The 7,786-nt window shown below is 53.3% G+C and carries 10 protein-coding genes; 6 read left to right on the top strand and 4 right to left on the bottom strand.

Annotation, left to right across the window (positions count from 1 at the left end):
- A partial coding sequence (locus EI77_RS21675) for a transposase (protein ID WP_166647436.1) occupies positions 1-363 on the bottom strand: 363 nt, incomplete at its 3' end.
- A gap of 274 nt (positions 364-637) precedes the next feature.
- Between EI77_RS21675 and EI77_RS21670 the strand changes: the two genes are divergently transcribed.
- The 4 genes from EI77_RS21670 (at position 638) to EI77_RS21655 (ending at position 3,535) form a co-directional block, all read left to right on the top strand.
- Positions 638-1,129, top strand: coding sequence for an SMI1/KNR4 family protein (locus tag EI77_RS21670; protein ID WP_133797410.1), 492 nt, complete (start codon positions 638-640; stop codon positions 1,127-1,129).
- Positions 1,130-1,257: 128 nt separating this feature from the next.
- Positions 1,258-1,689: an SMI1/KNR4 family protein gene (locus EI77_RS21665; RefSeq protein WP_133797409.1), complete on the top strand. Its 432-nt coding sequence runs from the start codon at positions 1,258-1,260 to the stop codon at positions 1,687-1,689.
- 515 nt (positions 1,690-2,204) lie between these two features.
- Positions 2,205-2,849, top strand: coding sequence for a hypothetical protein (locus EI77_RS21660; RefSeq protein ID WP_133797408.1), 645 nt, complete (start codon positions 2,205-2,207; stop codon positions 2,847-2,849).
- 344 nt (positions 2,850-3,193) lie between these two features.
- Positions 3,194-3,535 (top strand): hypothetical protein, encoded by a 342-nt coding sequence (locus EI77_RS21655; RefSeq protein ID WP_133797407.1) that lies wholly within the window; start codon positions 3,194-3,196, stop codon positions 3,533-3,535.
- Between the two features lie 238 nt (positions 3,536-3,773).
- Here EI77_RS21655 and EI77_RS23470 read toward each other — a convergent pair whose 3' ends face one another.
- The 3 genes from EI77_RS23470 to EI77_RS21645 all read right to left on the bottom strand — a co-directional run bounded on the left by EI77_RS23470 (position 3,774) and on the right by EI77_RS21645 (position 6,206).
- A complete protein-coding gene (locus EI77_RS23470; RefSeq protein ID WP_166647435.1) occupies positions 3,774-3,932 on the bottom strand; it encodes a hypothetical protein in 159 nt (52 codons plus the stop codon).
- A 100-nt stretch (positions 3,933-4,032) separates the two neighbouring features.
- Positions 4,033-5,082, bottom strand: a complete 1,050-nt coding sequence (locus EI77_RS21650; protein WP_133797406.1) for an NHL domain-containing protein — start codon at positions 5,080-5,082, stop codon at positions 4,033-4,035.
- 44 nt (positions 5,083-5,126) lie between these two features.
- The gene (locus EI77_RS21645; protein WP_243838989.1) at positions 5,127-6,206 is read right to left on the bottom strand and encodes an NHL repeat-containing protein; all 1,080 of its coding nucleotides are present in this window, start codon (positions 6,204-6,206) and stop codon (positions 5,127-5,129) included.
- Positions 6,207-6,426: 220 nt separating this feature from the next.
- Here EI77_RS21645 and rnhC point away from each other — a divergent pair, with 220 nt between their 5' ends.
- Together rnhC and EI77_RS21635 are read left to right on the top strand one after the other, a co-directional pair.
- Positions 6,427-7,374, top strand: a complete 948-nt coding sequence (rnhC, locus tag EI77_RS21640) for a ribonuclease HIII (RefSeq protein ID WP_133797404.1) — start codon at positions 6,427-6,429, stop codon at positions 7,372-7,374.
- 59 nt (positions 7,375-7,433) lie between these two features.
- A complete protein-coding gene (locus EI77_RS21635; RefSeq protein ID WP_133797403.1) occupies positions 7,434-7,754 on the top strand; it encodes an HU family DNA-binding protein in 321 nt (106 codons plus the stop codon).
- Positions 7,755-7,786: the final 32 nt, after the last annotated feature.

Here is a 7,786-nt window from a genome sequence, read left to right as displayed (position 1 = left end):
GTCATAAGCCTTGTCCATGAGCACCCGCCTGCCCTCCACAGATTCAAGCAAAGCTGGCGCATGCAAGACATCAGCCTCCGTGCCTGCCGTCAAAATCAAGGCTTGAGGCTGGCAGCGCCCGTCCACCGCAGCATGCAGCTTCGTGTTGAGTCCGCCCTTGGTGCGGCTCATGGCCTGTTGTTCCTGGCCTCCGGCGGGGTTGGCCCCGTCGCGGTGGACCTTGATGTGGGTGGAGTCAATCATGCCGAGGTTCTTGCCTGCATGCCATTTCATCTGCTGCATGGCCTGATCCCAGAGACCGGCCTTGGCCCAGCGGCGGAAGTGGCCATAAACGGTTTCCCAGGCAACGCCAGGGACGTCCAAAGCACGCCAGGAGCCGCCTCTTGAGCACGTGCAGAACACCTGCGATAACCAGCTTCAAATCACTGAGAGGCCGACTTGGTCGGAGTCCAGCCTCCTCTTCCTTTTGGTATTTAGGAATCTATGGATTTTATAACCTCGGCCAGTTTGGGAACGACGGCTTGGTATTTTGGGTGCAGGTGCATACCTCTTGTTAGGCCATTTTTAGAACTTGTACAGTTTTAAAACACGCCCTAGTGTTTCTGAAGAAGATACCAGACATAAAATTTATCTACCAATGAATAAAATCATTTACCAACTTAGTTCTGAACCTGCCCATGAATATGAAATTGAAGATTTTAGGCGTGTTTTTCAAGAGGAACAAAAAGAGCAGTGCTCCCAAGTGTTTTTAGATTTTTGCCGCGCCGACAATGGTGGATCGCTTAGCTCTGGAAAGTTTAAACCGTTAAAAAAATATAAACTCTATTGGTTATACACTAGAGGGAGAGTATTAGAACGTCCTTCTTTTATAGAGTTAATAGAATTATTGGGAGTGTCCTCAAATAACGAACGATTTTCCCTTGTGCCGGATACTTTGAATGCTCGGAATGTTTGGGAACTCGAAAAAGATTTTTATGTGATTGGGAGCGATATTTATGGATTTCGGATTATCAGTAAATTGCGTGAAGGGGATGATAAGGTTTACTTTTGGGAACCTAATGTAGAACCCCATTTTTTCCTGATTGCTGATACCCTTGGCGAATTTTATCAGAATATTGTTAGCGAATAATATAAAAATATGAGGCTTAGATGCCTTGCATTTTTGGCATCTTCTGCGGATGAAGTGCGCGCCATCCTCGTTAAGTTTTATAAATGGCTTGCGACAAGGAAACTGTTTCGCAAAGGGATTAAATTGTTATGAATGAAAAATTATTAAAATGGTTAAAGCAAGACCAATTGCAAACGCCTTTCATGTATGGAGAGGCGGTTCCGGAATCCGAATTGGCCAACGTGGAGAAGCAAATTGGGTTTTATTTACCTGACGATTATCGACAATTTGTTATTATTTTTGGAGGCGGGACGGTGATGTCGGAACATATTTTTGGTTTGAGGCTTTCAGAAACGCTGGGTGTTGATGATTTAGCTTTGATTCAAACTAAAAGATTTAGAGAGGATGGTTGGCCTGGTGTTGAGCAATTGCTAGTAATTTCAATAGATCCATCGGGTAATCCGATTGGGCTAAATAAGTCCGGCGAGATCATTATGAGTGATATAGATGTGGGAGTTGTGAAAGTGGTGGCGCCTGATTTTGGAAGTTACTTATTAAAGTTCATCGATCTTGAATATTAGCCATTCATGCCAGGCATACAGTGCCATAACATTTGCCTTTTCCAGCTCCCAACTCCCCCACGAAAACCGCCCAGGCTTCTGAATCTCAACGCGGCTGGTTTGAGCAAAAGTTCTTCGGTATTCAGAGTCATTCATGCCTAGCATCTTTTTCTGGAGCAAGCGGGGGAAGTTGGGACAGGAAACAGGTTTTAAGAGCCATGCTACTGCAACCCGGAACCTGAGTTGAGTTTGTACTCACCACCCCATGTTTTACACCTTCTCAGACGGCTCAGAATCAACGATTCCTGGCCTCAACTGAGTTCCATTCTTGCCTGGCATCTTTTTCTCCCCAAATGTTTCTGGACTTGGGGGAAGTGCTGCTGATTGTGCGGATTTATTAAAAACAATTCTAGAACTCAGCAACGAGCAGTTCGAGCATTATTGAATGCATGCTGAGGAATCGATCAAGCTAATGGAACGCAGACGACACAAGCAGTGTGGCTAAATCTTTTCGATGGAAGTCTTCCTTTTCTACCATGAATGATATTGATCTTAAGCATTGGACAAACTTAAATAAAGACGCTGAAGAGGCAGGGAATTTTCGCGTCAGTCTCTTACAGCTATATTTAATGAAAGATGAAGCACATGAGCATCTTCAGGTTCATGATCACGTGGTTGCCAAATTGGTCGAACGAGCTCATTTATGCCGATTGTTCGCCCCAGATAAAATTCCGGCCAAATTGCTTGAAGGTATCGTCAAAAGTAGAAAAACTGGATTCGTTGATCTAGATCCAACCCGCGACTTGGTTTCAGGAAGGGAATATATGTGGAATATAACTTGGAGAATACGTGGTACTATTCTTATAGCAATTAGCGAATCATTCATTGACAACGAGTTACAGGATATTTTTAAATACACGTCAAAACCTTATGTGATATCGAATATACGGCAAATTAAAAAAGGGCATACACCTAGTGCGATATCTCTCGCCGTCAAACTCGCAGGGGAGGGATCTGCTGTCTTTTGTTTTTCAGCAAATAATGGAATCCAGTGGATAGATATTTTCGCTGGTAAACAAGTGCTAAACACTCTATTCGTGGCAGCAATAAGAAACGGCATAACAAGCTTGTGGCCCGCGGGTGTAACGCCTATCCAATGCACCCAAAGTGAGGCAGGCTGAGATTTGGGCTGTACTCTTGAATTTAGTTGAGCATACTTTGCCCATGGAATCGGAATCAACCAGCCGCCCACCTAACTACGCCTACCACGATAGGTCACGAAAAGACGCCAGGCATAATGCGGCGCTACTGTGATTTCTCCGCCTTCATTGAAAGGCGGGTAATCCGGCGATGAGGTGGGTGAGCAGTTAGGCTTTTTTTCCGCCGGACACACCCGCTCTACGGGTGGGGGGAGGCATATGTATGAACGCGGTCAGGGGGTGCGCTGCGAAGTGCTTTTGATGGTCGGCCTGAACCTGCCGTTCAAGGAGGTGGGCTGACTGAGAAACACTAACTCAACTGACTTATGAAAACAATTGCGACCCTTGCTACCCTTATTTTTGTGCTCACTGGCTCTCTCATGGCGGGTGACAAGACCACGGAGGGGGCGGAGATTTCCAAAACTGCGGTGGTGGAATCTGGAACCTACCAGGGGAAGGCCCATAAGGTGGATCCTGGTGAAAAGGAGATTTATGTCAAAACGGCGGATGGCAAGATCCTGGAGCTGTACCTGAAAAGTGATACGGCTCTGACCCAAGGCGGGAAAAAGGTGGAATTCGATGCTTTGAAAGAAGGGCAGGACCTGGAAGTCAAGGTGGAGAAGGAGGGCAAGAAGCTCAAGCCCATCTCGGTCAATATCGTGGAATAGTTTCCTTACTCGGCGCGGTGCGTGGTGCACTGCGCCGGGTCATTGGCGGAAGGCTGGTGAAGGAGAAGATGCGAGGCTGAGGTGATTTCTCCGCCTTCATTGAAAGGCGGGTCATCCGGGGATGCCGTTAGGTGAGCAGTCAGGCTTTTTTCTGCGGGGAGACAGTAGCCCTAAGGGTGGAGGCATACCTTCCTCCGGGGACAGGCATGAATGCGAGGCTGGGGTGATTTCTCCGCCTTCATTGAAAGGCGGGTAATCCGGCGAGCAGGTTGGGTGAGCAGTCAGGCTTTTCTCCGCCGGACACACCCGCCCTACGGGTGGAGGCATACCGTCCTCGGGGGACAGGCATGAATGCGAGGCTGAGGAATTTCTCCACCTTCATTGAAAGGCGGGTCATCCGGCGATGCGGTTAGGTGAGGAGTCAGGCTTTTCTCCGCCGGACACACCCGCCCAACGGGGGGGGAGGGGCGGCGAGGGGCTTTTGAGAATAGAGGGGGCTATTCTTTGATGATTTTGAGGACGCGGTTGTTGTAGCTGTCGGTGATGTAGAGGTCGCCGGTCTGGGGATGGATGGTGACGCCGTGGGGGCGGGAAAGCTGGCATTCTTTGGGGTCGCCGCCGACGCCGGCGCTACCTTTGGTGCCGGTACCGGCGATGCGCTCCATCTTGCCTGTGGAGGGGACAAAACGGCGAATGAGGTGGTTTTCGGCATCGGCGATGATGACGCTATCATCCTGGTCCACGCAGAGGTGTTTGGGGCCGTTCATGGTGGCATCGAGAGCAAGGCCGCCATCGCCAGTGCTGCCTTTTTTGCCGCTGGCATTGACGACGGTACGGATGTGGCCGGCGGGGTCCACGACGCGGAGGGCATTGCCATTACGCTCGAGGATGTACACATTGCCGAGGCGGTCCACGGCGACAGCACGGGGATCAGAAAGGGGGGCATCGACGGCGACGGCTCCATCCTGGGGGATGCCTTTTTTGCCATTGCCGGCGATGATTTTTGACTTGCCGGTGGTGAGGTCCAGATAATGGACCTGGAGGAGATCTGCAATGTAGAGGGCGGTGCCGCTGAAGTCCAGGCTGATGCAGTAGGGGCCGTTGCCGCGCTTTTTGCCTTCGGGGGCTTTCCAGCCTTCGACGGTGCTGACGGTGCCGGCTTTGACATCGACGAGGCGGATGCAGCCATTCCAGGTATCGCCAATGAGGATGTTGCCATCGGGCTGGATGGCGAGGTTATGGGGGCCGTTGAACTGGGCGCGGATGGCGGGGCCACCATCGCCGCTGTAGCCGGGATTTAAGTCACCGGCGATGTGGGTGAGGATGCCGCCGCCATCCACCTGCAGGAGGCGGTTTCCAGAGACCATCTCCACGATCCACATGTGGCCACCGGGGTCGAACTCGGTGCCGAAGGGCTCTTTTAAAAGGGCTTCTTTGGCATCAATACCGACGGCGTCCTGCTTCCCCCCGGCCACAAGGTGGATGCGCTCCGCCAGGGCATAACCGGGGAGGAGGGTGGCGAGGAGAAGAAGGCGGAGGGAGTGCATGGGGCGGATTATTTAAAAGCAGTTAGGCCGGGACTGAACGGGGGCTATTTTTTGCGCAGGACGCGGACTTTGTGAGCCTCGCTATCGCCGATGTAAACGGAGCCGTCTGCATCCACGAAGATGCCGTGAAGGCGGGCCATTTCGCACTTGAGGGGGTCGCCATCGGCTCCATCGCCCTTCTGGCCGGTGCCTGCGATGAGGTCGAGCGTGCCAGTTTTGGCATTGACCATGCGGACGCTGTGGCTTTCGGTATCGGCGAGCCAGGCGTTGCCATCGGCATCGATGGCGATGCCTTTGGGGCCGCTGAGGGTGGCGTCCTTGGCAGGGCCGCCGTGGCCGGTGAAGCCTTTTTTGCCGGTGCCGGCGACGTGATGGATCTTGCCTGCTTTGAGGTCGAACTTGAAGACTTGGTTGCCCTCACGGGTGCAGAGCCAGAGGTTGCCGTCTTTGTCGAAATCCAGGGAGCGGGGGCCTTTCAGAGGGGTGCCTGCGATGGGTGCGCCATCTGGGGTGGGGCCGGGCTTGCCGGTACCAGCAAAGGTGCTGATGAGGCCGGTCTTCATGTCCACCTTACGGATGACGTTGTTACCGATATCGCAGATATAGAGGTCGCCTTCGGGGCCGAACTGGATGCTGTGGGGCTGCTTCAACTGAGCTTTGGAGGCGGGGCCGCCATCGCCGGAATAACCAGCGGTGCCAGTGCCGGCGAAGGTGGTGATGAGGCCGGTCTTCATGTCCACTTTGCGGACGGCGTGGTTCCGCATGTCCACGATGTAGAGGTCCCCGGCGGCATCGAAGCGGATTTCATGCGGGAGATTGAAAGTGGCCTCCAGGGCGGGGCCACCGTCTCCAGTATAACCGACAGTGCCGGTGCCTGCGATGGTGTGGATGACGCCGTCTGGGGTGACTTTGCGCACTTTTTGGCCGGTGTATTCGCAATACCAGATGGCACCATCCGGGCCGCGGGTGACGCCGAAGGGATTGTCCATCTTGGCCTGGGTGGCGGGGCCGCCATCGCCACTGAAGCCTTTTTCCCCGGTGCCAGCGAAGGTGGAAATGGTCCAGTCTGCCGCCGGGGCGGAAAGGGCCAGAAGGAGGGTGCAGGCGAGGGAGGCGAGTTTCATGGGAGGCATGGGAAGAAAGGGCAAAAACTAGGTAGGCGATACCAACGTGTGATTGGACAGTATTTTTGACGGAGAAGTGCGTTATCGGTCAATGTTTTAAAACGATGAGTTGAGGCAAGAAAATCTGTAACTCTTCCCCGGAATAATGGTATCCATTCATGAGGCAGGTCTTGTGTGCCCAAGCCTTTGGCCAGCCTCCTGTGGTCGTTCTTTCCCCTTCATGCCCCCTCTTACGAGCTATACTAAAGCACTGACTGAAAAGCAGGCCGCCCAATTGCGGACGATCCTGACGGGTCAGGGGTGGGAGTTTGAGACGAAGCCGTACTGCCTGTATGCGGCCAGCCGGGGCAAGGTGAATGTGCAGGTCTATCAAAAAGGACCGAAGGTGCTGGTGCAGGGCAAGGAGGCGGGGGATTTCGTCACGAATATCCTGGAACCGCAGGTGCTGGGGGAGGCGGAGCTGGGCTATGAAGAGGTGCATCATCCTGAGATGTACCACCCCCACATCGGGGTGGATGAGAGTGGCAAGGGGGACTTTTTCGGCCCGCTGGTCATCGCGGGGGTGTATGTGGACGGTGCGGTGGCGCGGCAACTGCGGGAATTAGGCGCGGTGGATAGCAAGAGCATCGGCAGTGACCGGAAGATCGAACAATTGGCTCAAGCCATCCGAACGGTGCCTGGGCTACGATATGAGGTGGTGCAGATCAATCCCGAACGCTACAACGCCCTATACGAGAAGTTTGGAAATCTGAACCGACTGCTGGCCTGGGGCCATGCGAAGGTCATCGAGCTGCTGCTGGAGCGGGTGCCGGACTGCCCGCAGGCGCTTTCTGACCAATTTGCCAATCCGGCGGTGCTGAAACGTGCGCTGCAAGCGAAGGGGCGGGAGATCGAGCTGGTGCAGCGAACAAAGGCGGAATCCGACCCTGCGGTGGCTGCGGCCTCCATCCTGGCGCGGGAAAAATTCATCCACTGGCTGCGTGATACGGGGGAGACCTTCGGGCTGCCGCTGCCCCGTGGGGCATCCGCTCTGGTGAAGGATCACGCCCGGCAACTCATTCAGACTCAAGGGAATTCTGTTTTAGGTAAAGTGGCGAAGATGCACTTCAAGACAGCTGCGGAGGTATGCAACACTGCCGTGGCTGGGAACCCCCCACTAGCAACCTAAGGAATAACTTGCAAACCATTATCACTCAGGCATCTAAACTGCTTCTTCTTAATACGACTATGACGACTGTCACCAAACGCGATTTGATCACGGAACTAAGCGACCAAACTGGACTCAAACATCACCAGGTCGCTGAAGTTTTAGATGGGCTGATCGAGCTGATCGGGAAGAAGGTGGAGTCTGGACATGACGTGACTTTTCGTAAATTTGGCACCTTTGAAGTCTGTGTGGCCAAATCGAAGATCGGTAGAAACCCTAATAAACCGGAGAATGAGGTCTTGATTCCAGACCGCTGTGTGGTCCGGTTCAAGCCGGGCCGTGAATTGAAAGAGCGGGTGGCTAAATTGCCCCCATCCAAGCTCAACGGCGACAAGCCTTGATCCGTGCTCAGAGAAAACTTTATCGGGTAAGC

The sequence above is a fragment of the Prosthecobacter fusiformis genome (assembly GCF_004364345.1).
In the GTDB taxonomy this organism is placed as follows: Bacteria; Verrucomicrobiota; Verrucomicrobiia; order Verrucomicrobiales; family Verrucomicrobiaceae; genus Prosthecobacter; species Prosthecobacter fusiformis.
The sequence above is the reverse complement of the archived record's forward strand: the minus strand, read 5'-3'. Positions and strand labels throughout refer to the sequence as shown.

What these genes read in the sequence shown, in the direction of transcription:
- EI77_RS21660 (WP_133797408.1), top strand. Translation starts at nt 2,205, where the DNA reads ATGAATGATATTGATCTTAAGCATTGGACAAACTTAAATAAAGACGCT.
- EI77_RS21645 (WP_243838989.1), bottom strand. Translation starts at nt 6,206, where the DNA reads ATGAAACTCGCCTCCCTCGCCTGCACCCTCCTTCTGGCCCTTTCCGCC.
- EI77_RS21635 (WP_133797403.1), top strand. Translation starts at nt 7,434, where the DNA reads ATGACGACTGTCACCAAACGCGATTTGATCACGGAACTAAGCGACCAA.
- rnhC (WP_133797404.1), top strand. Translation starts at nt 6,427, where the DNA reads ATGCCCCCTCTTACGAGCTATACTAAAGCACTGACTGAAAAGCAGGCC.
- EI77_RS23470 (WP_166647435.1), bottom strand. Translation starts at nt 3,932, where the DNA reads ATGACCCGCCTTTCAATGAAGGTGGAGAAATTCCTCAGCCTCGCATTC.
- EI77_RS21650 (WP_133797406.1), bottom strand. Translation starts at nt 5,082, where the DNA reads ATGCACTCCCTCCGCCTTCTTCTCCTCGCCACCCTCCTCCCCGGTTAT.
- EI77_RS21670 (WP_133797410.1), top strand. Translation starts at nt 638, where the DNA reads ATGAATAAAATCATTTACCAACTTAGTTCTGAACCTGCCCATGAATAT.
- EI77_RS21665 (WP_133797409.1), top strand. Translation starts at nt 1,258, where the DNA reads ATGAATGAAAAATTATTAAAATGGTTAAAGCAAGACCAATTGCAAACG.
- EI77_RS21655 (WP_133797407.1), top strand. Translation starts at nt 3,194, where the DNA reads ATGAAAACAATTGCGACCCTTGCTACCCTTATTTTTGTGCTCACTGGC.